Consider the following 23,475-nt stretch of genomic DNA (forward strand, 5'->3'; position numbering starts at 1 on the left):
CAACTTTGAAGTTCGACTTATATCATAATGGCATTCATAAATTGAAGTGTGGTAAATTTACTAAAAAAAAGATATACTTTTGTTGCACTAACGCAGTACATGAAAGACAAGGAGTGTACCGATGAAGAAGCCGACGATTGAAGATGTTGCCCAGAAGGCAGGAGTGTCTAAAAGCACTGTCTCGCAATTTCTGAACAAACGATATAAATATATGAGCGACCAGACCAGAGACCGGATTGCCGAGGTTATTCAAGAGCTGAACTATCAGCCTAACGGGCTGGCCCGCAGCTTGAAGCAAAACCGGACGTTTATGGTGGGGGTCATTGTAGCCAACATTGACTATACCCTTTCGATCCAGTCTATCCGTGCGATTGAGGAGGAATTGCAACGTTTTGGCATTCAGGTGATCATTTGCAACGCCGATGAAAACCCGGACAAGGAGGGTCAGTATATTGAGATGCTCAAGGCTCGGCAGGTGGATGGCCTGATCATCTTCCCGACAGGCAAGCATGCAGACATTTACAACCAGCTCATTCGTGAGAAATATCCATTGGTGTTTTTAGACCGCTTGGTGGACGGTGTCAATACGCGCAGTCTGCTGCTGGATAACGAAATGGCGGTTAAGTTGGCGATTCAGGAACTTGTGGCTCACAAGCATGAGCGAATTGCGCTGATTACCTTGCCCCTTGGCCTGAATCGGATTACTCCACGAGTGGAGCGGCTTAGCGGATACAAAAAGGCGCTGGAGGAGCATGGCTTGCCATCTCGTGAAGAATATATGCACAGTGTGCCGAGAGAAGAAATCCAGCGGACGCTGAAGGAGCTGTTCCAACTGCCGGAGCCGCCGACTGCGCTGTTGGCCGGGAATGATATCGTGTTGGCTGAGGTGTTAAAGTATGTGAATGCCCGCCGTATACGTATTCCGGCAGAGCTGTCCATTATCGGGATTGACGATGCGGAGTTTGCCCATATTTACAATCCGCCGATTACGACCATTACACAACCCATTGCGGATATGGGGAAGCAGGCAGCAAAAACACTGCTGTCCAGCATTGAGGAAGGCGGCGAATCAGTCCCGATTATTTACCGATTTGTGCCGGATATCAATCGGGGAGAATCCGTCAAAACGCTGTAGACGAGCAATGTGTCATATATTATAAAAATAGCCCGTATTCCTTTGTACGATCTGAGTATGCGTATGCTGCTCAGATCGTACAAACGCGAATACGGGCTATTGGAAGTTAAGGCTGACTTTGGATTCGGCCTTGTTGAGCTTGCGCTTATAGCGGTGAAGGTTATGCGGGGAATAAACCCCGACTAATTTGTGCTGGCGCTGAGCAAAAAGGATTCCAGCTCGGCTCGTGTCGGATAGCCGTCCATATCTCCGGCTGACATGACGGCCAGTGCGCCGAGGGCATTCCCGCGTTTGACTGCTTCTGCCAGGGGCAAGCCCTCCAGCAGCGCGCTGATAACGCCTGCGGCAAATCCGTCACCGGCACCGACGGTATCCACGACATGATCTACGCGGAAACGTTTGACATATCCCTCCGCATCTGCGGATTTGTAATAGGCGCCTTCGGTTCCCAGCTTGATAATGACCAGCGAGGTGCCGCGATCGAGGTAGAACGAAGCAATATCCTCCGGTGAGGTGTAGCCTGTTAATATTTTACCTTCATGAATGCCGGGTAGAAGCCAGTCGCACCCCTCAGATGCCTCATTAATCGCCTCCACCATCGTTTTCGTGTCAGGCCATAACTTAGGTCTAAGGTTCGGATCAAAGGATACGGTTTTACCAGCCTTTTTCATAAATTGCCGCGCATGACGTGCGAAATCACGGCACTCAGGAGAGAGGGCGACAGAAATACCTGTAAAATGCAGATGGCGAGCTCCGGAAAAATAAGCCTCGTTAAAATCAGCGATGCTTAATGTAGAAGCGGCCGAATGTTTGCGGAAATATTCCACCTCGGGGTCCCCACTTGTAACTTTGGATTTAATCAGCATTCCGGTAGAGTGGTCTTTGGTAAACATGACGTTCTGTGTGTTGATCCCTTCCTCACGTAGCGCACTGGCAATGAACTTGCCGAACGTATCCTCGCCGAGTTTGGTCACGAGTCCCGCCCGTAGACCCAAACGCGCCAAACCGGCTGAAACATTCGTCTCTGCCCCGGCCAACGCTTTGGTGAATGAACGCACCTCATCCAGAGAGCCTGCTTCATTGGCATAAAACATGGCCATCGGTTCTCCGAAGGTAACAGCATCCAATGTTGCGGTCATTTGTATTCCTCCTTATGTTTAGTAAACTTAATCTGTAAGCGCATGCACCAACTGAATAAATTGAAATTATCACATAAATCGGTTTTTCACAATGATGAAGTTGATATATTGGCTAAAAACTTTTTAGGTAATATAGATAAAAAAATGTGGTTTTGTTTATCAAAAGGTAAAAAGCGTGTAAAACTTCGAATGTACTAAGGGTTTTTTTAGGAATAATGAAGTTTTGGGTTGACACCCTCTTAGATAATTATTACAATTCTAGCTAAGAAGTAGAGTTAGAAACCGCTTTTATAACAATTCCGTTGATAAAAAAGTTTATCTAAACAGGAGGAATGTTTTTATGGAAATGCGTTATTCAACTCATCCCGAACATGCCAAGCATTTTACGACTGAAGAGTTGCGTCAGCACTATTTGATCCAGGAACTGTTTGTACCTGAGGAGGTAAAGCTGGTCTATACGCATGAAGATCGTGTCATTATCGGGGGCATTTATCCCGTGAATAAATCTGTTGCGCTGGAAGGTAACGATCAAATCAAAGCAGAAACTTTCCTGGAGCGCCGCGAACTGGGCATTTTTAATGTCGGCGGCAGCGGTACGGTCAAGGTGGACGGTGAAACTTACGAGCTGGCCACAAAAGACTGTCTCTATGTAGGCAGAGGGGGCAAGGAGTTGATCTTTGAAAGCGATTCCAGTGAAAAGCCTGCGAAATTTTATATCGTTTCGGCTCTGGCTCATACCACGTATCCGACGACGAAGCAGTCTTTTGCCGATGTACCGTCTGAAAGTCTGGGTTCGCAGGAAACAGCTAACAACCGTACGTTGCGTCGCTTTATCCATGATGAAGGCATTCAAAGTTGCCAATTGGTTATGGGGATGACGACGTTGGAGAACGGCAGTGTGTGGAACTCCATGCCGACACATGTTCATGACCGGCGGATGGAAGTGTATTTCTACTTTGAACTGGATGAGAATGCGAGAATGTTCCACCTGATGGGTGAACCGAACGAAACGCGCCATCTGGTGATGAAAAATGATGAAGCCGTTATTTCTCCACCTTGGTCTATCCACTGCGGTGCGGCTACGGGCAGCTATACCTTCATTTGGGGCATGGCCGGTGAAAATAAAACATACAAAGACATGGATCAGGTTGCCATGAGCGAGTTGCGTTAATCCAATCAGTGTATTGGAGCGTGAACCTGCAAGTGGCTGAGGGTACATGGTCATCCCATTCGTGGAAAGGATCAGGAACATGACGAAAAAGAAAGTTTTGGAACATATCACTTCAGTAGGTGTCGTCGCAGTCATTCGGGGAAATACGGCGGAGGAAGCATATCTAATGTCTAAAGCCTGCATTGAAGGCGGCTTGGATAATATTGAACTTACGTTTACGACGCCGGATGCAGATCAGGTCATTCGAAGATTGAGAGACGAATTTAAGGATCGGGCAGTGATTGGTGCAGGAACGGTACTGGAGTCACTGACGGCAAGAATTGCTATTCTAGCCGGAGCAGAGTTTGTCGTGAGTCCTTCTTTTGAAGAAGAAACAGCGAAGCTATGCAATTTGTACGCGATTCCTTATATGCCCGGCTGTATGACGCTGAATGAGATCAAGGAAGCCATGAAATTGGGTAGCGATGTCGTGAAGTTGTTCCCAGGCAGTGCGATGGGGGCGGACTTTGTGAAGGCTGTCAGAGGTCCAATGCCTCATGTACAGATTATGCCAACTGGTGGCGTTGATCTGGACAATATGGAAACCTGGCTGCGTAACGGATGTGTAGCCGTGGGAATTGGGGGTAATTTGACGGCTCCAGCCAAGGAAGGTCGCTACGACTTGATCACAGAAAATGCAGCACGTTATGTAGCTAAATATAAGGAAGTACGCGCAGCGCTGTAGGCTTCAGGAATTATAGGTTTTATACTAATTTGTGATGGAGGCGTAGGCATGGGTCTGGACAATTTTTCACTGGATTTTTTCAGTCTAAAAGGTAAAACGGCGATTGTAACAGGAGGCAACACTGGTTTGGGTCAAGGATATTCCGTAGCTTTGGCTAAAGCAGGTGCAAATCTGTTCATTGTAGCTAACAATGATGAATATGAAGAAACAAGACGTTTGCTGGAGCCAACGGGTGTGAAGGTTGCCTTTTATCAGGCTGATCTGACAGAGAAAGAATCCATTAAGAAAATTGTAGAAGAATGCGTCAATGAATTCGGTAAAATTGATATCCTTGTAAACAATGCAGGTACGATTCGTCGCGCCCCTCTGCTGGAGTATAAAGATGAGGATTGGGACGCTGTCATGGAGATTAACCTGAATGCCGTATATCACCTGAGCCAGGAAGTGGCAAAAGTGATGGTAGAGCAAAAAAGCGGGAAGATTATCAATGTCGCTTCTATGCTTGCTTTTCAGGGTGGCAAGTTCGTTCCACCGTATACAGCGAGCAAGCATGCGGTAGCTGGTTTGACCAAGGCATTTGCGAACGAGCTGGCAGTTCATAACGTTCAGATCAATGCGATTGCGCCGGGTTATATTGCTACGGCAAATACAGCTCCAATCCGTGCGGATGAAAGTCGCAATCAAGAAATCCTGTCGCGTATTCCTGCGGGTCGTTGGGGCGATCCGTCTGATTTGATGGGAGTTGTGGTTTTCCTCGCCAGTCAGGGTTCCGACTACATGAACGGTCATATCTTGGCGGTGGACGGCGGCTGGCTGGTACGTTAAGCAGCGCTGGTCGCATCGAAGTTTATGAACTGAAAGCTGCCTCAAAAGGAAACTATCCTTTCAGGCAGCTTTTATTTTTTAATGAAGCTATATGCTGAACTTGAAGACTTGGAGCGCTGTTTCGATCCGTCCTATGCATATGGCACGAATGCCTTTATAATTTAATGAGATAAAAATTGCTAGGCTCCAGCCGTACACTTGGTTGGAGCCTTTGAGCATAACACAGATAGATAGGAGAATGGAGAGATGAGTTCACAGCAACACCAACGAGCTTTGGTATACAAATCTTTGTGGCATGCCGGTCCTTGGGTGCTTGCCATAGGGATCATTCTGGTAGGTGCCAATCTGCGCGCCTCGATTACCTCGGTAGGACCTCTTATCGGTTTGATTAAGGATTCTTTGCATATTTCGAATACACTGAGTGGCCTATTAACGACATTGCCGTTGCTGGCTTTTGCCCTGTTGTCGCCTTTTGTAGCCAAACTGTCGCGCCGCTTCGGGTCATCTCTTATTATTTTTGCAGCCTTGCTGCTGTTGACCGCAGGTATTGTGGTGCGCTCAACGCTGGGGGTGACCGCATTATTTGTCGGGACCGCCATGCTGGGACTGGCTATTGCCGTGTGTAATGTGTTGCTGCCCAGTCTGATCAAAGAAGAGTTTCCTCGCAACAGCGGACTGATGACCGGCGTATACTCAGTATCCATGAATGTGGTTGCTGCAACCGCATCCGGGCTGAGTATACCGCTGGCTCTGAACGGAGGTATGGGCTGGCGCGGTGCTTTGGGAATATGGGCGATTGTAGGTGTCGTAGGAATCTTACTATGGGTACCCCAACTCCTTAAGGCCCGCAAAACAGCCAATAAAGCGGCAGTGTCTGCCCGAACTGTGAATGTGTATACATCGTCTTTGGCTTGGAAGGTGACGCTGTTTATGGGGCTGCAATCTGCCCTGTTCTATGTTCCTGCCGCTTGGTTTCCCGAAATGATGAGCGGACAGGGGATGGATTCAGAGACTGCGGGATGGATGCTGTCCGTGCTGCAGTTTTCACAAATGCCATTTACTTTTATTGTGCCTATTTGGGCAGCGCGGGTAAAGGATCAGCGGGTATTGGTTGTTATTATGGCTGCGCTGTATTTTATCGGTTTGGGTGGATTTCTGCTTGGGGCTACACAGTGGAGTGTGATTTGGGTCATTTGTATCGGTATAGCGGGTGGTTTTGCTTTCCCGTTAGTGATGATGTTCTTTAATTTGCGGACGCGGACACCGCAGCAGGCAGCAGAGCTGTCTGGTATGGCACAATCCTTTGGTTATTTGCTAGCAGCAACAGGACCGACGTTGTTCGGTTATCTGCATGATGCGACGCAAGGCTGGACAATCCCGCTACTGCTGCTCTTGTGTCTGAGTGTGTTGCTTATGTTTATAGGGCTGGGTGCAGCTAAGAAACGATATGTCGGAGGCGAGGTGGATGATCAGGCTGCAATTTGATGCAGATGGCTACAGTGTGGTCTGTAATGCAGATCGTGTTATGTTGTTGGCTAAAGAATTTGCGCTGTTGCGCTTTCTGTACGATAACCGGAATCAGGTGTTCACCCGGGAACAACTGCTGGATCGTGTGTGGCCGCTGGAGTATCCGGTGGAGCGTACGGTGGATGATCATATCTATAGATTGCGCAAAAAACTTAAGTCATGGGATGGGCTCCGTATTCATACGGTTAGAGGGTATGGCTACAGCTTGACCTTGACTGAAGTGCAGTCACAGAATCATCCGTCCTTGCTCGATCAGGAAGTGCAGGACGCTGTACATGGACTATTCCGGAAATACCAGCTGCTGGGACAGGGGAATTCCATCGTAGCGCTGGCTGCCCAGCAGGAACAGATGGGTTTTCAAATGTCCGCCTTTTATCAAATGTATACCCGTTTTGTACAGGCGGATGTGTCCTGGTTCTTGGAGCGGGAGGATTTTGCCCCTGTAGACCGATTGTATTGGATGTTGCTGCTATTTACGGGCACAGCAGGGGTAACGAATGATGGGATTGCTCTATGTGAGTGTGCGCTTTCCAGCAGGCTCCTGTCCAGTGAACAGGAACGGGAATTACGCATTCTCAACATCTTGGAGGCTTATGTGGAAAATGGAGAACCTGAACGCGCACAGGAAGGTCTACCACTAACCTTGAGGGTAATGGAACGGGATAATCTCGATAAATTTGTGATGCCTGTTGCACTGATGGAGATGTACATGCATCTGGTTTCCAATCATATGGAAAAGGCTGCGGAACTGTCTGATCGTCTGGAAGGCATGCTGTCGGAGGCTCCGTATTTACGCGAACTGGGCCGTTATCGCATGATGCGCGGACTTATGCTTTTGCGTACTGGAGATGTGAACAACGCCGAGCGGCTTATGGATGAAGGGCTGGATACCCTTGATATGGCTAAACAGGAATTGCTAAAAATCAAAGCGGTCTGCCAAATCCGCGGTTTTTTGAAGCTCTGCGGTTCTTATCCCACGCTGGAAGAGAAATATGCGGCTCAATATGATCGGCTTGACCGGGACAACAGTTTAACACTGCATCGTCAGGCGCTAAGGCGCTGGTTGGAGCAAACACTTTCTGTGGTCTGATGTTTTTAGCTGTCTGATTTTCCTCTGATATAGGCCCGTTAGAATGTTCTTATTGCTAAAGAAGCTGAAAATGAGAGCAGGGTGAGTAGATAATGAAGGAAAAGAAAGAACTGCAATCCACGCCTAGCATTTGGCGCAATGGCCGTTTTCGGCGGATGTTTGCGGCGCACACGGCTGCCTCCTTTGGCGATTGGTTTGATGCTATCGCCATTCAGGTGCTTGTTGCCTATCGCTGGGAAGCCGACCCTATGATGATTGCGCTGATTCCGGTAGTGATGGCCCTACCGGGTCTGCTGCTGGGTTCCATCGCGGGCACGTTAGCCGACCGGGTACACAAGGCCCGGCTGATGATCGTCTGCGATGCAGCTATTGCCTTATTGACGCTGGCGATCCTCGCCGTCCCGGGCCCGGCGTGGCTGCTGCCTTTGCTCGGTCTGCGCGCGGCGGCTGGCGTATTCCAAATGCCTTCACAGCAAGGCTTGACCCGCACGGTAGTCGCCAGCGACGACCTGTTTCGGGCGACCTCGCTGAATGGGTTGGTCAATCAGGCCTCCAAAGTGGCTGGGCCATTACTGGGCGCTATGACCTTGACTGTGTTGTCCCCTCAGGCATGCATTATTCTCAATGCATTGCTGCGTCTCTGTTCCGGCCTGTTGCTGTGGCCGCTCCGCGGAATCGGTCCGGCGCTGGCCAGCGCAGACCAACAAGCTGTTGCAGCCGGGCAGCAAGGAAAGGCGGCTGCCCATACAGCGCCTAAGGCCGATGAAGCCAAAATGCGGGAGGAGCATGTCCGCGCATCTCGGTTTTTCAACCAATGGCGCGAGGGCTGGGCGTTCTTATGGCGCAGTCGAATGCTTTTGCATACGCTTATATTCGGACTTTTCGGCTTAATCGCCATTCTCATGATCGACTACCAGTTCCCTACATTGCTGCGAGTGCTCGCTCCGGGTAATGAATCACTGCTTGGCTGGCTGGTTTCAGCCATTGGTGCTGGCGCCGTCGGCTGCATGCTTGTGCTTAATCGCTTGAATCGCATAAGCGCAGGCTGGGGGCTCGGTGGTGGATATGTGCTGGTTGGCGGAGCTATTGCTGCTTTAGGCTGGGCACAACCCGGAACAGGATTGCCCGTACTGCTTATGATCGGGGCCGTGCTGGGCGTGGGCAACGGCCTGTACATTATCACCCAGAATTATATATTACAAGCCAAAACCCCTGCTGATATGGTGGGGCGCGTCTTTGGTATCCAAAGTACCGTGATTGGAGCAATCATGGTCGTTTCCCCGCTTGCGGGGGGAGTATTGATCCGAATAGCAGGGGCGGGAACGGCTTTTGTCTGGATCGGGATGACTGTTGGAATCTTGGGTTTGGCAGGCCTGCTGCTTCAATCCGTAATTTGGCGCGAGTCCCTCGCTGATTCTAGCCTGACTACGGAGCAAAATGCAGACCTTGCGTAGTCGAACTTGTGCAATAATTGCTTTGATTTTCGTCATTTATATTTTTAGCATGGGAGAGATCATGATGACTCAACAAACTTCAGCCTCAGAGCCTGTGGCACGGTTACTTGAAGGATCACGGGTGTACTTGCGTCCCGTTAACGTAGAGGACACCGAGCTATACTATAATACATTGTTCCATCAGGATGTGCGGAGGCTGACAGGCACACAACGCAGCTTTACCAAGGATCAAATTGCCCGTTATATTGAAGCTAAAGGACAGGACACCTCAAGCCTGTTGCTGTTGATTGCGCTTCGCGAAGATGATCGTGTCATTGGGGATATAGCCCTGCAGGATATGGACAGCCTGAACCGCAGTGCCAACATCCGTATTGCGATCAATGAGCAGGGAAATCAGGGGAAAGGCTACGGCACCGAAGCGCTTGTACTCATGCTGGGTTACGGATTCGGTATCTGTAATCTGCATCGGATTGAGCTGAATGTGTTTGATTTTAATGAACGTGCCATTCGTTGCTATGAAAAAGTAGGCTTTCAGCGTGAAGGTGTGCAGCGGGATGCTTTATTCTACAATTATGAATACCATGATTCGATTCTGATGAGTATGCTGGACCACGAATACCGCGACCGCTATGTGAAAAAAGCAGAAAATTGATTCAACACGTTTACACGGGTTTGCAGAAGAGATAAAATTGCTCGTTTGCGCAAGTTTGACCGACAACATTAAAAGAATATATGAATTTACCGGAGGAGCCTGTCACCAAGGCTCCTTCATGTCTTTTTTAGGGGAACCTGTGCTTTATTTCAGGTTTCCCTTTTTATTTTATGCAATTTATACTATATCTTCTGCTGATTCTACTGTTCACAAAAGTTGCGGGTCATGTGTCTGTCAAACTCGGTCAACCAGCGGTGTTGGGAAAGCTGATCGCAGTAATTGTCCTGGGTTCAGCCGTATTAGGATGGGTTCAGAATGATTCGCTGATTCATGATATGTCTAAAATCGGCGTGCTGCTAGCGGTAGTAATGAGTATATTCGGTATGGGTGGAGAAACTTCGTTGGGACTTCTTGTTGGCAAAAAGCTAGCTTTCTTCGTCGTAGCTATTCTGGGGAGGACTCGGGGCGCGGCTGACGGGCTTCGATAACCGTTCTGCCCTTGCAATCGGCTCAGGGATGATATCTCGCGGCGAGGTCGCACTTATTATCGCAGCTACCGGTCTACAGTCGGGTCTGTTGGCACAGCAATATTTTACATCGGTGATCATTGCCATCATTCTGACGACCTTGGCTTCGCCTTCGATTCTCAAGCTGTGTTTTAGCGATAAGAGGGAGACTTCCGCTCACGATACAGAAAAAAAGGTCAGTACGGACAAGTCATAACGAGGGTATCAACAGGTCATAACAAAAAGACCCTCCGGGTTCAATTTCTCATAGCGTGCTGCATGAGAGAATGGGCGAAGGGTCTTTTTTATGCTAAATGTGCTGCGAGAACACAGTAATTAGGACTCGGATACGACAGTGAAACGTTGGTTCAGATGTTGTGGTTTTTCGATTTCGTCCACTAGGGCAACTGCATAATCTTCGTAGCTGACATAGCTTGCACCTTTGGAATTAACCAACAGTGTGTCTTTTCCCACTTGGTAAGAGCCTGTGCGTTTACCCAGAGCAAATTCCGCAGAAGGACTAATGAAAGTCCAGTTCAGGTCGCTGGTACCACGCAAAATTTCCAGGTTTTTTCCTTGGTTATTTGCTGTTGGATATACGAAATCAGGGAAGCCGGGAGCATCTTTTACCAAAAGTGTTTGGGATTCGTCAGTGAACAAGCTGCCTGCACCACCTACGACAATCAGGCGAGTACCGGATACATTACGCAGGGCTTCAATCAGTCCGTTACCTGCATCGACATGCAGATGCTCTTGTCCGAGTGGTGCGGCAAATGCATTAACAACTACGTCAAAACCTTTCAAATTATCTGTTTTCAGATCAAAAACGTCTTTTTGTACTACAGTAGCACGACTTTCTGTTACTTTAGCCGAGTCACGGACGATGGCGGTTACTTCATGCCCTCTGTCTAATGCTTCTTTTACGATGTTACTTCCTGCTTTACCGGTTGCACCAATAACTGCAATTTTCATAATAGATAGCCTCCTATAAATATGATGTGGATGATTCATTCGTTTGATCGTAAGTGTACCCAGTGCATTTACGAACTTTAATATGTAACTATTATAGTTACAATACAAAATAAAAGTCAAGCTCTTCTATTGGGCAAACTAAAGTCCTCCGATTGGAAAGAGAGGAACTCGTTTAAATATATAAGGTGAAACTGAATGAGCAAACTTAAGCCATATTGGATATATGTAGACCACAGATAAGAAGGGAAGAGTGAATCGATATGAGTAAAAAAGTACAGCTTGAACCCGCAGCACAGAAATTTGCAGACGATAATGCCAAACCTCCGTTTCTATATGATTTGGGTCCTGAAAAAGGACGTGAAACGGTCAATGAGGTTCAATCCGGTCCAGCAGACAAACCTGCCGCAGATGTAGAAGATCTAACTATTCCAGGTGGGCCTGGCGGTGAGGTAAAGGTCAGAATTGTTCGTCCACAACAAGTGACAAGCGATCTGCCGGTCATTGTATATATTCACGGAGCAGGCTGGGTATTCGGTAATGCCCACACGCATGATCGTCTGATTCGTGAATTGGCAGTCGGCTCACAGGCAGCCGTTGTATTCCCGGAATACAGCTTGTCACCTGAAGCTAAATATCCGACGGCGATTGAGGAAATTTACGCGGTCGTTCAATGGGTGGCACAGCATGGGCGCGAGCATGGACTGAAGCCCGATACGCTGACGATAGCCGGAGACAGTGTCGGCGGTAACATGACCGCGGCCGTAACGCTGCTGGCCAAAGAACGCAGTGGTCCTGCCATCCGGCAGCAGTTGTTATTTTATCCGGTGACGGACGCTTCCTTTGACACGGAATCCTATCAGGAGTTCGCCACAGGATATTTCCTGAGCCGCGAAGGAATGCAATGGTTTTGGGATCAATATACGACAGATCCCAATGAACGAGCGCAGATTACGGCGTCCCCGTTACGTGCCACCATAGAACAGCTCAACGGGCTACCGCGTGCGCTGGTCATTACAGGCGAGGCCGATGTGCTACGTGATGAAGGTGAGGCCTATGCGAATAAGCTGCGTGAAGCAGGGGTAGAGGTAACCGCTGCACGCTTTCAGGGCATCATCCACGACTTTGTGATGCTGAACCCATTGTCGGAAACCGCGGCCAAGCGCGGTGCGATCACGCTCGCTACCTCATGGCTGCGCCAAGGGTTTGAGGGCTAGTACACTATAGAGCATTTTAAGGGTGCCGTCGTGTGATTTGATCCAGTTCCTTTGAACGATTAGGCTGTCTTCTTCCTGCTGACATCTATTGCAGGGAAGGCAGCCTTTATACATATCTACAATGAAACCGCTTCACGTTCGTCGAACAGAGTGATAATATAAAATTTGAACGAGTTTGACCGACATTCAGCCTAAGGGGGATATCCATGCCATTTCAGGGACAACGCATTTTACCTGCAGCTAAGCATATGAAGCAGCTGGAGGGTATTTTGGATAGTTCTTATGAGTATGCTGTTTTTCTGGATACGCATGTAGCGCAGCTGCGCAACCTGTACCAGATGGCTAGAAGTCGCAGCAAGCAAATGCTCCTACATGCCGACCTGGTGCAAGGTTTGAAGAATGACGAATATGCGGCTGAATATTTGTGTCAGGAAATTAAGCCATTTGGGATCATTTCGACCCGGTCCGGGGTGATCGCAACCGCTAAAAAGAAGGGGATTCTTGCTGTACAGCGGGTGTTCCTGCTCGATACGATTGCGCTGGAAAAAAGCTACGCGCTGGTGGAAAAAACACGACCTGATTATATTGAGGTACTGCCCGGTGTTGTTCCGCCGATGATTAAGGAGGTCAGCGAACGCACGGGCATTCCTATTTTGGCGGGCGGACTTATTCGCACCCCAGAGGATGTGGAAGCGGCGTTGGCTGCGGGAGCTACAGCAGTTACGACCTCCAATAAACAACTGTTCGAGCATTATAAGCAATAGCCTTTATTTGAATCAAGTGGGCAACAATACATAAATATGCAAGGAGGCTGGGAAGTGATGGAGCAATACATTCTTGCCTTGGATCAGGGCACAACCAGTTCGCGGGCCATCTTGTTTGATCGGCAGGGAAAAGTGGTATACAAGGCACAACGGGAGTTCCCACAGTATTTTCCCCAGCCGGGGTGGGTAGAGCAAAACGCAAATGAGATATGGAGCTCTATTTTGGCCGTCATCGCCTCCTGCTTGTCGGAATCAGGTGTGAAAGCCAGCCAAATTGCCGGGATTGGTATTACCAATCAACGGGAAACCGTAGTGGTGTGGGATAAACATACGGGTCTGCCTGTATATCATGCGCTGGTATGGCAGTCACGGCAAACAGCCGGGATCTGCGAGGAATTGAAAAGCCGTGGATTTGATCATATTTTTCATAGCAAAACGGGACTACTCATTGATCCCTACTTTTCTGGCACCAAGGTCAAATGGATACTCGACAACGTCGAAGGGGCACGAGCTCAAGCAGAGCGCGGGGATTTGCTGTTGGGTACGATTGATACCTGGCTAATCTGGAGATTGTCCGGTGGTAAAGCACATGTAACGGACTACTCCAATGCGGCCCGTACACTCATGTACAACATTTATGAGCTACAATGGGATGAGGAGCTGCTGGATATTCTCGGCGTTCCCGCGTCTATGTTGCCAGAGGTGAAATCATCCTCTGAGATATATGCGCATACGGTGGATTATCACTTTTTTGGACAGGAAATCCCTATTGCCGGAGCGGCGGGTGATCAGCAAGCAGCTCTGTTCGGTCAGGGTTGCTTTGACAAGGGCATGATTAAAAATACTTACGGTACGGGATGCTTTATGTTGATGAATACCGGAGATGAACCCTGTGAATCGGAGCATGGACTGATTACAACCATTGCATGGGGGCTGAACGGTCAGGTGAAGTATGCGCTGGAGGGCAGCATTTTTGTAGCCGGATCTGCTATTCAGTGGCTGCGTGATGGGTTGCGTATGTTCCGCGAAGCCAAAGATAGTGAAGCGTATGCGGCGCGTGTGAACTCGACGGAAGGGGTATATTTTGTCCCGGCCTTTGTGGGTCTGGGCAGCCCGTATTGGGACAGTGACGTGCGCGGCGCGACATTCGGCTTGACGCGGGGAACGACCAAGGAGCATTTTATCCGAGCGGTACTGGAATCGCTGGCCTATCAGACTAAAGATGTACTAACTGCCATGGCGAGCGACTCGGGTGTACCTGTGCGTTCATTGCGTGTAGATGGGGGTGCAGTGATGAACGAGTTCCTGATGCAGTTCCAGAGCGATATTCTCGATCTGCCTGTAGAACGACCTGCTGTGAACGAGACAACAGCACTCGGTGCGGCGTATTTAGCGGGACTGGCAGTTGGGTTTTGGAGCAGTCTGGATGAAGTCCGGGGATATGCTCAGAGTGATCAAACCTTTACTCCGTCCATGAGTGAAGACGCGCGGGCTAGGCTTTATGGTGGCTGGAAAAAGGCAGTTCATGCCGCAATGGCGTTCAAGTAGGGATGGTTTTACGATAGAAGGCAGCCATGTGGCAACAGGCAGATTTCCCTTTTCATAGCGTATCGTGTGTGCTACGATATAGATAAGTTAATACTCGTCAGGAGACTTGGAGAGACCATGAACCGCTCGGCATCCGCCGCAGCGATGTTCGTGGTCTTTTTTTGTACCTTATGATGATTCGGTTGGCAGATTGCATCGTGAATATATACAAAGCTGGAGGGATACATGATGGGAGAACAGGGATTTGCTGCGCAGGAGAGAACCGCTGTTTTGGAACGTATGGGAGATGAGCATTTTGATATTTTAATTATTGGTGGCGGCATTACAGGGGCGGGGATTGCGCTGGATGCGGCGGATCGTGGTTTGAAGACAGCACTGGTGGAGATGCAGGATTTTGCAGCAGGTACGTCCAGCCGCTCGACCAAGCTAGTGCATGGTGGTCTTCGTTATTTGAAGCAGTTTGAAGTTAAGATGGTAGCCGAGGTCGGGAAGGAGCGGGCAATTGTATTCGAAAATGGTCCACATGTGACCATACCGGAGCGAATGCTGCTTCCTTTTCACAAGGGTGGCACGTTTAACGCATTCACCACCTCTGTTGGGCTGCTAGTATATGATTTCCTTGCTGGTGTTAAGCGTAGTGAGCGCCGTCGTATGCTGGACATCCAGGCTACGCTAGAGCGCGAGCCTTTGCTGAAGCGTGATGGACTGAAGGGGAGCGGCAGCTACGTGGAGTACCGCACAGATGACGCTCGCCTGACGATTGAGGTCATGAAGGAAGCTGTTACACGAGGAGCGCTGGCGGTGAACTATGCCAAGGCTGACAAGCTGCTGTATGACGGCGGACGAATAAGCGGCGCAAGCGTAACGGATCGGGTAACGGGAAAGCCATACGAAATTCGAGCTTCACTGGTTATTAATGCGGCCGGACCATGGGTAGATACGTTGCGGGAAATGGATCGCTCCAAAGAGGGCAAGGTGCTACGCCTGACGAAAGGTATTCACCTGGTGTTCGATTCTGAGCGCTTTCCACTCAAACAGGCAGTGTACTTCGATACACCGGATGGACGCATGGTATTTGCCATCCCACGTGATGGAAAAACCTATGCAGGTACGACCGACACGGTGTATGAAGGGGATACGGCGCACCCTCGGATGACCGCCGAAGATCGGGCCTATGTGCTTCAAGCGATCAACGGAATGTTCCCAGATGTGAAATTGACTGTTACGGATGTAGAATCCAGTTGGGCTGGGGTACGGCCGCTCATTTATGAAGACGGTAAAAGTCCTTCGGAAATTTCACGCAAGGACGAAATTTGGGAATCCCGTTCAGGTCTGATCACGATTGCAGGCGGCAAGCTGACGGGCTACCGGAAAATGTCCGAACTCGTCGTGGATCGTGCGGTACGGGAGCTGGGACGCTTGCGCGGGCAAAGCTTCCGGGCATGCCGCACCAGACATATCCCGATTTCGGGCGGCAGTGTAGGCGGCTCGGTGGGCTGGGACGCCTTCGTGAGCAAGCAAACCGCAGCGGGTATTGCGCTCGGCCTGTCGCCGGAAACGGCTAGAGCATGGGCAACCCGCTATGGCTCCAACACAGAGCGGCTGTTTGCCATAGCGGTACGGAGCATGAAGGAGGCTACCGAGCAGGAAGCGGCGCTCCCTGTGGAAGTGCGTGTCCCGCTCCTGTATGCGATGGAACAGGAAATGACGGTGACACCGTCTGATTTTTTCATACGCCGAACCGGGGCGCTGTTCTTCCAAATTGACGAGGTGAAGCGCTGGAAACAGCCCGCCATTGCATTAATGTCCGAACATGCAGGCTGGAGTGCCGCGCAAGCACGACAATATACGGCTGAGCTGGATGCTTGCCTGTATGAAGCTGTAACGCCTGTAGAGGCAGAGGCAGAGAAGAAATCTGGCGTCGTTAAGGCAATCTGATTGCAGTGAAGGGTGCGTTTTCTTGAGCGTCTCCTTGCTTTAGAGAAGGATATTCGTCGGTACTTCAGATGGACGCTCCGCGAACGGACCGTTGTTCCAATAGCTGTTGCGCCCGCTTCGCGGCATAGACCGAAAGCAAAGAAGCAGCGATTCTCCAATAACAAGAGAATCGCTGCTTCTTTGTATACATATTGCTTACAGCATCAAGTGGAACAGGAACGGGGCGGCTGCCAAGGTAAAGAGAGCGGCGAGCACCATCGAGATGCTGGATATCGTCCCCGTCAGCGAACTGAACTCGAAGGCTTTGGAAGTGCCAGTACCATGAGCACCGGTACCGAGCAGCACCCCACGTGAGACTTCATTTTCAATACGGAACAGTTTTACAATCATCGGACCGATAATAAGACCGCTCAAACCGGTCAGAATAACGAATACAGCTGTGACCGTCGGATTCCCGCCAATCGTTTGCGATACATTCATCGCAATGGGTGTCGTAATGGAGCGAGGAATCAGGCTGCTCAGCAGCGAAGAATTCAGATGCATCCACTTGGCAAGCGCCATGGAGGACAACACGGCTACAACGGACCCAGACAGCACGCTAAGCACGATTTGAGTCGCGTGTTTTTTTAACACAGGGAAATATCGGTACAAAGGGACAGCAAATGCAATCGTAGCTGGCTGTAGCAGCATGGACAGCAAGTGGGCGCCCGAATTATAAGAACGGTAGTTCACACCCGTCAGCGTCAAAATCAAAATGATAACAATAGGTGTAATGAGCAATGGAGACAAATACACCTTGGGCAGTGTGCGGTACATGCGTTTGGCCATCCAGTAAATAGCGAGTGTCAATACAATACATAGAAGACCGGTCATGATGATTTATGCTCCTTTCGTTTACCAAGCAGACTGGCGACCATACCTGTGCAGGCCATCACCAGAAAGGTGCCGAGCAACACGACCAGCATGATGCTCATACCATCGTGTTCCAGCATCGGCCAATAATTCATAACGCCGACAGCGGAGGGGATAAAGAATAATAGCAGCTCGGCCAGCAACCAGTTTGCGCCAACTTCAATCCAGCTTAGCCGGACCAAGCCGGTTTGCAGCAGAATAAAAAGGAGCAGCATACCAATGATACTACCGGGTACAGGCAGGTGGAGCCAGGAGACTACCGCGTTCAGGATGAGCGAAAAGGCCATCAGGACGGCGATCTGGAGGACACCGCGTATGAAGCTTTTCATATATAATGGCTCCTATCTTTGAGATCGGTTATTTTCAAACTGTAATGAAATTTTACATCACAAGCTTTCATGAGTAAAATGCATATAAAGAATGTGATCTATTCCGTTTGTCTATGAGAGAAGGTGTAGGTTTGGATATCCGACATTTACAATATTTTTTGGAAGTCGCGCGGTTGCGTAGCTTTACAAAGGCAGCCCAGAGCATGTTTATTACCCAGCCGACGATCAGTAAGACGATTAAAAGTCTGGAAGATGAACTGGGGGTCGCTTTGTTCGACCGAATTGGCAAAAGAATCGAACTGACGGACGCGGGCAAGGTAATTGAGCTTCAAGCACAAGCGATTGTAAAGTCCTTTCAGAGCCTGTCCTCGGAGCTGAGTGATTTGATGAACCTGAAAAAAGGACATATCCGTATTGGCTTGCCCCCTATGGTCGGATCGAGCTTTTTTCCGCGTGTCATTGGAGAATTTCATAAGGCATATCCTGATGTGACCATTCAATTATTTGAGGACGGGGCGAAGAAAGTGGAACAGGACGTAGAAGCCGGAGCGTTGGATATCGGGGTGATTGTGCTGCCTGCGGTTGGAGATATGTTTGAGACATTTCTGTTTGTGGAGGAAAAGCTGAATTTGCTCGTTCATCCTACGCATGCATTGGCAGAGTGCAAGGAGGTACCGTTATCTGCGTTAGCGGAGGAGGCGTTTGTACTGTTTCGTGAGGATTTTACGCTGCATGACCGTATCATTGCCGAATGTGTCCGTGCTGGCTTTCAGCCGCGTGTAGTCTACGAAAGCTCACAATGGGATCTGATTAGCGAAATGGTTGCTGCAAACCTGGGGGTAGCTCTGTTGCCGGAGGCTATATGCCGAGATCTGGATTCTGAGCGCTTGCGTGTTCTTCCATTGGTGGACCCCGTCATTCCTTGGCATTTGGGGATGATCTGGCGGAACGATCGTTATCTGTCCTTTGCCGCCAGAGAATGGATATCGTTCACACAGCAATTGTTGCGGACGGAATATGGCGGGAAGTAGTCAGTCCGCGAGAAGGTGAGTACGATGCAGATGTGTACCGAAGGAGGACGAATACTGCTTACATCATAAAAAAGCTGCCCTGAGGGGCAGCGATGTAGCTTGCTTCTATGAGTGTGTTTGGTTTATTGCACGCTTGGTGTGAAGGTACTTGTCCATAATACGGTCAAGTCTGGAGGATTTGTCCAATACACGTTCATCTTTTAATCCGTGTAAGTCAGCCATGCGATTCAGTTCACGGCGTTCTTTTTCCATGAGTTTTTCCAATTGTTCGAGGTTCACAAAGCCCACCCCCCATGTCGATTGTAAGGCATGTCTCCACTAGCGGCAGAAGTTTTTTTTGATAACGATGTTATTTCCATTTTACCACTTTTTATTAACAATAATCCAGCTTTCCTGACATTTAGCGACTAATATCTATGGTTTTGCCAGTTTCACCTGATTGCGTCCTGAACGCTTAGCTTCATATAATGCCTCATCTGACTTTTCCAGTAAGTGCCTCGATGCAATGACAGGTGAACTGCCTGCTCCGATGGATACGGTTAGAGAGATCGAGGTTCCGTCATTCAAAAGGAAACGTTCATTTTCCACAGCTTTCCGAATTTTTTCGGCAAAGCTTGCTGCTTTCTGACTATCACAATTTCCAATCAGAATGGCAAATTCCTCTCCGCCCTTACGGGAGGGGTACGCCCTCGTTGTAGATTCCCGGGTTAACAGCATTCCCAATTGGCTTAAGACGGTATCTCCGTTCAAATGACCATACGTATCATTAATATTCTTAAAGTGGTCAATATCCAGCATCACGAGTCCGAAGGGTTGTTTTGTAGTCTTGGAAGTATGAAAGACCTCTTCAAATAGCGCATCGAAAGCACGTGGACTGTAGAGTCCGGTTAAATGATCCCGATTTGCAGCTTCTTCCAGCAGATGAACAGCCCGTTCTGTTTTTTTGATATAGGACATCATAAAATAAGTGAACAGGCCGCCAAGCAACTTAACAGTTGTGATTATTATAATAGATTCATTATCAGGAGGGTTAACTACAAAGAAAGTAGATAACAGCGACACTACAGCAGCTCCAAGTACGGCCGACATCCACTTGCGGAGTGTTAGGCTTTTTTCTCGAATAAAGATAAGTGAAATGCCCAGTGTCATGAAACAATTGACGGTAGCAGTCAGAGAAACATCTGTCCAACCACCTGTGATGTAAATACGGTACAGGCTTATGATCAAGGTGGTCAGCAGACCGGATACCGATCCTCCCATATAAACAGATATGATAATCGCCAATTGGCGCAGATCGACCACAAAGTGCCCACGGACCCATAAACCGGTCATCATTAACAGAATGCCAAACAGACCCAGCATTAAACCGTTCATTACCCGATAAATGAATATATGTTTTTTTAGGTAACGTTCATATTTCCGGAAAAATAAATTTCCAAAGAATAAGAAGCTTGTTAATAACGCAAAATTGTTAATTAATTCTTTTAACATATCCCTATCCTTTATGCTGTAATGAGAGTTGTAGTATCGTGGGGAATAAAGCAAAAGGCCTCGTTTCTATATTTCGGTAAAAAGTAGGCATGAGTGAATACCAATTGAATACAAACGATTCTTATGTCCCTTACGTTTCGTCTATCTACGTGGTACAGTGAAAGGACTATGACCGGAACGGGTGATCGTATGAAGGAACCAATTCACATATCGGTGCGTCCACTTGTGGAATATGTGCATCGGAGCGGCAGCATTCATAGCGGCTTTCGATCGAATAGCAGTATGCTCGAAGGAACTCGCGTGCATCAGGTTATCCAGAAAGGTTACAAGGAGCATGACCGCAAAGAAGTACATTTACGTACAGAAATTCCGTATAAGGACGAATTGTTTATCATTGAAGGACGCTGTGACGGACTGATTGAGCTGGATGGCATATGGACGGTCGATGAAATTAAATCGACCTCTTTGCCACTCGAAGATATTCAGGGTGACGGCCAACCTGTACACTGGGCACAAGCATTTCTGTATGCCTATATGATTGCTCGTGAGGAACAACATCATTCGTTGCAGGTCCAGCTTACTTACGTACAGGCACACAGTGAAGACATTCGCCGATTCAGACGAGAACTATCCTTTACTGAGCTAGAAGCTTTCGCACAGGAGATGATTGCTGGTTATGCACCGTATGCATTCCTGCTGAGAGCACATGCGGAAAAGCGGGATGCCAGCATTGCTATGTTGAACTTTCCCTTTGACACGTATCGTTCGGGTCAGCGAACGCTCGCGGGTTCGGTGTACAAGACGATTACCGAAGGGGTTAACCTCTTTGCCAAAGCACCTACAGGTATTGGTAAAACGGTATCCACCTTGTTTCCTGCGATTAAGGCGATCGGCGAAGGATTGGTGAGACGAGTATATTATGTGACGGCTCGTACCACCACTCGGGCAGCAGCCGAAGAGGCTTGCGCCAAGATGCAGACTCAAGGGCTGCACATGCATGTGGTGACTTTGACTGCGAAGGATAAAATTTGCTTCAAGGATGAAAATGATTGTGATGCTGGATCATGCAGCATGTGCGAGGGCTATTACGACCGAATCAACGGTGCGGTTTCCGATATTTTGGCGAATGAGACGTTAATGACCCGGGCAGTGATTGAGCATTATGCGCGCAAGCATAAGGTATGTCCCTTTGAATTTTCTCTGGATGTGGCGTATGCCTCGGATGGTATAATCAGTGATTATAATTATGTTTTCGATCCGCGGATTTCTTTGAAAAGATTGCTGGAGGAGCACAAGCGAAAAGGTGTTGTACTGGTGGATGAGGCGCATAATCTGGTAGAACGCGGCCGGGACATGTTTTCGGCGGAAATTTTGAAATCTTCTTTTTTGGAACTGAAACGAGAATTTAAGTTGCTAAGCCCAGAGATTGCTGCGGCTGCGAGTGCAGTGAACGCACATATGATTACGCTGCGCAAGCAATATGCAGATACAGGAAAAGCAGTAGAGACAGCAGCACCGCAAGAGGTGCTGGAGCTGTTGGTGCCTTTTGTGGAAGCAGCTGAACGTGAACTGGTAACGGGGGGCAGCACAAGCCATGCAAGCGGTGAGGGTACAGCTTATGCATTGCTTCTAGATACGTATTTTACCGCTCAGAATATGCTGCGAATTGCAGCTTTATATGATGAACGGTACGTTACTTATGTGGAAGCAGGACGCAGTGAAGTGAGGGTCAAGCTGTTCTGCCTTGATCCTTCTCACTTGCTGGGACAAGCTATTAAGGGCTACCGCTCAGCCATTTATTTTTCCGCGACGTTGACACCGCTTGCTTATTACCGGGACATGCTCGGAGCAAACGAGGAAGATTATACGTTACAGGTTCCTTCGCCCTTCCATCAGGAGCAGTGGGATGTACGTCTGCTGCCGCTCTCCATCCGTTATCGGGATCGTGAGCGTTCCAAAGGGGCGATTGCGGATATGCTGGCTGCATTGGTTGTGGAACGGAAAGGAAATATCCTTGTGTTTTTCCCGTCCTATCCATATCTGCGTGAGGTGTATGAGGAATTCATGCTTCGGGACGTGTCCGCAAATACGTTGGTACAAAGTCCGGGGATGACCGAACCAGAGCGGGATCAATTCCTAGAGGCCTTCCAGCCTGGGCAAGAGCACACCTTGCTTGGCTTTGCCGTATTGGGTGGTGTGTTTGCTGAAGGTGTCGATTTACCTGGGGATCGCTTAAATGGGGTAGTGGTCGTCGGCGTCGGCTTGCCGCAAATTGGAGCAGAGCGGGATGTGCTGCGGAATTATTTTTCGGAACAGGGACGGAATGGTTTCAACTATGCGTATGTATATCCGGGAATGAACAAGGTTCTTCAGGCAGGTGGCAGACTGATTCGCACAGAGCACGACGAAGGATTGCTGGTCCTGGTAGATGATCGTTTTGCCAAGGAACCGTATGCTTCTTTGCTGCCAGATGAATGGAAAAGCTACCGTCTGACGGAACAAGCGGGATTAAGGAAGGAATGGATAGACTATGAACTTTAATTTTCATAATGACTCCATACGCGGGGTGCTGCGTAGCTTTGGACATGAAGATGCCGAAGTGGATAATATAGAGACTTTTGTGACATTTGCGCGCTTGGCTAATGGTATTTTCAGAGAAATGGATACGGATTTTAGCAAGTTGGGGGCTTCTCAGGGTCGGATTATTGTTCTTAGCCTGTTGCATTGCCATTCGCCGCATCGCATGACACCATCAGAGTTGGCGGAAAAAGCTGATGTGACGCGTGGAACCATGACGGGGCTGATCGACGGATTAGAGCGAGATGGCATGATTGAACGTGTGGCTCATGAGAGTGACGGACGGATGGTGACTGTCGGATTAAAAGAGGCAGGACGAGAGCTGTTGAGTAAGATAGTCCCTTATTATACGAAGTTGATTCGGTCGTGTATGTCTGAGTTTACGCCACAGGACCATAAGATGATGAAGGGTTTACTGGGAAAAATGAAGGGCGGTTTTGAGCGGTCTTTGCCGAAATGCTGAGTTCCTAATATAG

At 48.8% G+C, this 23,475-nt stretch carries 21 protein-coding genes and 1 pseudogene; 16 read left to right on the forward strand and 6 right to left on the reverse strand.

Annotated features, from left to right (window positions below; genetic code table 11):
- Positions 1-121: 121 nt before the first annotated feature.
- The gene (locus NLX74_RS05525; protein ID WP_235306631.1) at positions 122-1,135 is read left to right on the forward strand and encodes a LacI family DNA-binding transcriptional regulator; all 1,014 of its coding nucleotides are present in this window, start codon (positions 122-124) and stop codon (positions 1,133-1,135) included.
- A gap of 182 nt (positions 1,136-1,317) precedes the next feature.
- Here the strand turns inward: NLX74_RS05525 and NLX74_RS05530 are convergent, their stop codons facing one another.
- Positions 1,318-2,274, reverse strand: coding sequence for a sugar kinase (locus NLX74_RS05530; RefSeq protein ID WP_254328153.1), 957 nt, complete (start codon positions 2,272-2,274; stop codon positions 1,318-1,320).
- Between the two features lie 340 nt (positions 2,275-2,614).
- Here NLX74_RS05530 and kduI point away from each other — a divergent pair, with 340 nt between their 5' ends.
- The 8 genes and pseudogenes from kduI to NLX74_RS05570 all read left to right on the forward strand — a co-directional run bounded on the left by kduI (position 2,615) and on the right by NLX74_RS05570 (position 10,440).
- Positions 2,615-3,445 (forward strand): 5-dehydro-4-deoxy-D-glucuronate isomerase, encoded by an 831-nt coding sequence (gene kduI / locus NLX74_RS05535; RefSeq protein ID WP_061831956.1) that lies wholly within the window; start codon positions 2,615-2,617, stop codon positions 3,443-3,445.
- 79 nt (positions 3,446-3,524) lie between these two features.
- Positions 3,525-4,169 (forward strand): bifunctional 2-keto-4-hydroxyglutarate aldolase/2-keto-3-deoxy-6-phosphogluconate aldolase, encoded by a 645-nt coding sequence (locus NLX74_RS05540; protein ID WP_025683172.1) that lies wholly within the window; start codon positions 3,525-3,527, stop codon positions 4,167-4,169.
- 48 nt (positions 4,170-4,217) lie between these two features.
- A complete protein-coding gene (kduD, locus tag NLX74_RS05545) occupies positions 4,218-4,994 on the forward strand; it encodes a 2-dehydro-3-deoxy-D-gluconate 5-dehydrogenase KduD (RefSeq protein ID WP_061831955.1) in 777 nt (258 codons plus the stop codon).
- A gap of 246 nt (positions 4,995-5,240) precedes the next feature.
- Complete coding sequence (locus NLX74_RS05550) at positions 5,241-6,479, forward strand: CynX/NimT family MFS transporter (protein ID WP_254328154.1); 1,239 nt, start codon at positions 5,241-5,243, stop codon at positions 6,477-6,479.
- A complete protein-coding gene (locus tag NLX74_RS05555; protein ID WP_254328155.1) occupies positions 6,460-7,611 on the forward strand; it encodes a winged helix-turn-helix domain-containing protein in 1,152 nt (383 codons plus the stop codon). The genes NLX74_RS05550 and NLX74_RS05555 overlap by 20 nt, the downstream gene beginning before the upstream one ends.
- 92 nt (positions 7,612-7,703) lie before the next feature.
- The gene (locus NLX74_RS05560) at positions 7,704-9,065 is read left to right on the forward strand and encodes an MFS transporter (protein ID WP_254328156.1); all 1,362 of its coding nucleotides are present in this window, start codon (positions 7,704-7,706) and stop codon (positions 9,063-9,065) included.
- Positions 9,066-9,126: 61 nt separating this feature from the next.
- On the forward strand, positions 9,127-9,717 hold the full coding sequence (locus NLX74_RS05565; protein WP_414126120.1) for a GNAT family N-acetyltransferase: 591 nt from the start codon (positions 9,127-9,129) through the stop codon (positions 9,715-9,717).
- A gap of 170 nt (positions 9,718-9,887) precedes the next feature.
- A pseudogene (locus NLX74_RS05570) lies at positions 9,888-10,440 on the forward strand (cation:proton antiporter domain-containing protein).
- A 119-nt stretch (positions 10,441-10,559) separates the two neighbouring features.
- Here NLX74_RS05570 and NLX74_RS05575 read toward each other — a convergent pair.
- Positions 10,560-11,195 (reverse strand): NAD(P)-dependent oxidoreductase, encoded by a 636-nt coding sequence (locus NLX74_RS05575; protein ID WP_254328157.1) that lies wholly within the window; start codon positions 11,193-11,195, stop codon positions 10,560-10,562.
- Between the two features lie 260 nt (positions 11,196-11,455).
- On the opposite strand from NLX74_RS05575, the gene NLX74_RS05580 reads away from it, so the two are divergent.
- The 4 genes from NLX74_RS05580 (at position 11,456) to NLX74_RS05595 (ending at position 16,659) form a co-directional block, all read left to right on the forward strand.
- Complete coding sequence (locus NLX74_RS05580; RefSeq protein WP_254328158.1) at positions 11,456-12,409, forward strand: alpha/beta hydrolase; 954 nt, start codon at positions 11,456-11,458, stop codon at positions 12,407-12,409.
- Between the two features lie 206 nt (positions 12,410-12,615).
- Positions 12,616-13,173 carry a glycerol-3-phosphate responsive antiterminator gene (locus tag NLX74_RS05585; protein ID WP_023990856.1) on the forward strand — a complete coding sequence of 186 codons (558 nt, stop codon included), beginning with the start codon at positions 12,616-12,618 and terminating at the stop codon, positions 13,171-13,173.
- A gap of 57 nt (positions 13,174-13,230) precedes the next feature.
- Positions 13,231-14,721 (forward strand): glycerol kinase GlpK, encoded by a 1,491-nt coding sequence (gene glpK, locus NLX74_RS05590; protein ID WP_254328338.1) that lies wholly within the window; start codon positions 13,231-13,233, stop codon positions 14,719-14,721.
- Positions 14,722-14,949: 228 nt separating this feature from the next.
- Positions 14,950-16,659 (forward strand): glycerol-3-phosphate dehydrogenase/oxidase, encoded by a 1,710-nt coding sequence (locus NLX74_RS05595; protein WP_302058523.1) that lies wholly within the window; start codon positions 14,950-14,952, stop codon positions 16,657-16,659.
- 195 nt (positions 16,660-16,854) lie between these two features.
- On the opposite strand, the gene NLX74_RS05600 is transcribed toward NLX74_RS05595, so the two are convergent.
- Positions 16,855-17,532 carry a CidB/LrgB family autolysis modulator gene (locus NLX74_RS05600; protein ID WP_013312486.1) on the reverse strand — a complete coding sequence of 226 codons (678 nt, stop codon included), beginning with the start codon at positions 17,530-17,532 and terminating at the stop codon, positions 16,855-16,857.
- Positions 17,529-17,900, reverse strand: coding sequence for a CidA/LrgA family protein (locus tag NLX74_RS05605; protein WP_235306620.1), 372 nt, complete (start codon positions 17,898-17,900; stop codon positions 17,529-17,531). The genes NLX74_RS05600 and NLX74_RS05605 overlap by 4 nt, the downstream gene beginning before the upstream one ends.
- Positions 17,901-18,031: 131 nt before the next feature.
- Between NLX74_RS05605 and cidR the strand changes: the two genes are divergently transcribed.
- On the forward strand, positions 18,032-18,931 hold the full coding sequence (cidR, locus tag NLX74_RS05610; RefSeq protein ID WP_023990853.1) for a cidABC operon transcriptional activator CidR: 900 nt from the start codon (positions 18,032-18,034) through the stop codon (positions 18,929-18,931).
- A gap of 105 nt (positions 18,932-19,036) precedes the next feature.
- Here cidR and NLX74_RS05615 read toward each other — a convergent pair whose 3' ends face one another.
- Together NLX74_RS05615 and NLX74_RS05620 are read right to left on the reverse strand one after the other, a co-directional pair.
- Positions 19,037-19,210, reverse strand: a complete 174-nt coding sequence (locus NLX74_RS05615) for an aspartyl-phosphate phosphatase Spo0E family protein (RefSeq protein WP_013312483.1) — start codon at positions 19,208-19,210, stop codon at positions 19,037-19,039.
- A 135-nt stretch (positions 19,211-19,345) separates the two neighbouring features.
- A complete protein-coding gene (locus NLX74_RS05620; RefSeq protein ID WP_254328160.1) occupies positions 19,346-20,422 on the reverse strand; it encodes a GGDEF domain-containing protein in 1,077 nt (358 codons plus the stop codon).
- 168 nt (positions 20,423-20,590) lie between these two features.
- Here NLX74_RS05620 and NLX74_RS05625 point away from each other — a divergent pair, with 168 nt between their 5' ends.
- Positions 20,591-22,963, forward strand: a complete 2,373-nt coding sequence (locus tag NLX74_RS05625) for a helicase C-terminal domain-containing protein (protein WP_254328161.1) — start codon at positions 20,591-20,593, stop codon at positions 22,961-22,963.
- Complete coding sequence (locus tag NLX74_RS05630; protein ID WP_013312480.1) at positions 22,953-23,462, forward strand: MarR family winged helix-turn-helix transcriptional regulator; 510 nt, start codon at positions 22,953-22,955, stop codon at positions 23,460-23,462. Before NLX74_RS05625 ends, NLX74_RS05630 begins: the two co-directional genes overlap by 11 nt.
- Positions 23,463-23,475 lie beyond the last annotated feature (13 nt).

The organism is Paenibacillus sp. MZ03-122A (genome assembly GCF_024213325.1).
Classification (GTDB): Bacteria; Bacillota; Bacilli; order Paenibacillales; family Paenibacillaceae; genus Paenibacillus; species Paenibacillus polymyxa_B.